The organism is Streptomyces sp. NPDC085524, assembly GCF_044541755.1.
Classification (GTDB): domain Bacteria; phylum Actinomycetota; class Actinomycetes; order Streptomycetales; family Streptomycetaceae; genus Streptomyces.
In genome coordinates, this window is sequence record NZ_JBITTH010000081.1 from 1 (window position 1) to 1,100 (window position 1,100).

The 1,100-nt window shown below is 71.0% G+C and carries 1 protein-coding gene and 1 pseudogene; both read right to left on the minus strand.

The window, feature by feature from the left end; genetic code table 11:
- Positions 1-230 (minus strand): annotated as a pseudogene (locus ACIGFK_RS42510) (methylmalonyl Co-A mutase-associated GTPase MeaB); the annotation flags it as partial.
- Between the two features lie 6 nt (positions 231-236).
- Positions 237-1,100: methylmalonyl-CoA mutase family protein (locus ACIGFK_RS42515; protein ID WP_400056171.1), on the minus strand; the 864-nt coding region annotated here is incomplete at its 5' end.

Below are 1,100 nucleotides of genomic sequence, written 5' to 3' on the forward strand. Positions count from 1 at the left end.
GTGAGCATGGTGCCGAAGGCGTCGATGAAGGTGGACTTGCCGACGCCCGGCACGCCGCTGATGCCGATCCTGCGCGCGTTGCCCGCGTACGGCAGGAGCTCGGTGAGGAGCTCCTGGGCGAGTCCGCGGTGGTCGGAACGGGTGGACTCGACGAGGGTGATGGCGCGCGCGACGTGCGCGCGCTTCCCGTCGAGTACCCCCTTCGCGTAGCCGGCGAGGTCGAGGGACACGGGCGGCTACAGCTCGTCGTGGCCGAGTTCCGCGGCGAGCCGCGTCACCAGGTCGTGGGCGGCGTCCGGGATGACCGTGCCGGGCGGGAAGACGGCCGTGGCGCCCATGTCGAGGAGGGTGGGCACGTCGGCCGGCGGGATGACTCCGCCGACGACGATCATGATGTCCTCGCGTCCCTCTTCGGTCAGCTGCTCGCGCAGTGCCGGTACGAGGGTGAGGTGGCCGGCGGCGAGGGAGGAGACGCCCACGACGTGGACGTCGGCCTCCACCGCCTGGCGGGCCACTTCCGCCGGGGTCTGGAAGAGGGGGCCGACGTCGACGTCGAAGCCCAGGTCGGCGAAGGCGGTCGCGATGACCTTCTGGCCGCGGTCGTGCCCGTCCTGGCCCATCTTGGCGACCAGGATGCGCGGACGCCGGCCTTCGGCTTCTTCGAACCGGTCGACGAGGGAGCGAGTGCGTTCCACGTGGGGGGCCTGGCCTGCCTCGGTGCGATAGACGCCGGAGATGGTGCGGATCTGGCTCGCGTGCCGTCCGTAGACCTTTTCGAGGGCGTCGGAGATCTCGCCGACCGTGGCCTTGGCGCGGGCCGCGTCCACGGCGAGCGCGAGGAGGTTGCCCTCGTCGCGGTCTGCGGCGTGGGTGAGGGAGTGAAGAGTGGCTTGGGTGAGCTGTTCGTCGCGTTCCTCGCGCAGGCGGCGCAGTTTGGCGATCTGCTGGGCGCGGACGGAGGAGTTGTCGACCTTGAGGACGTCGATCGCCTCGTCGGTTGCGACACGGTATTTGTTGACGCCGATGACGGGCTGGCGGCCGGAGTCGATGCGGGCCTGGGTGCGGGCGGCGGCTTCCTCGACGCGGAGCTTGGGGATGCC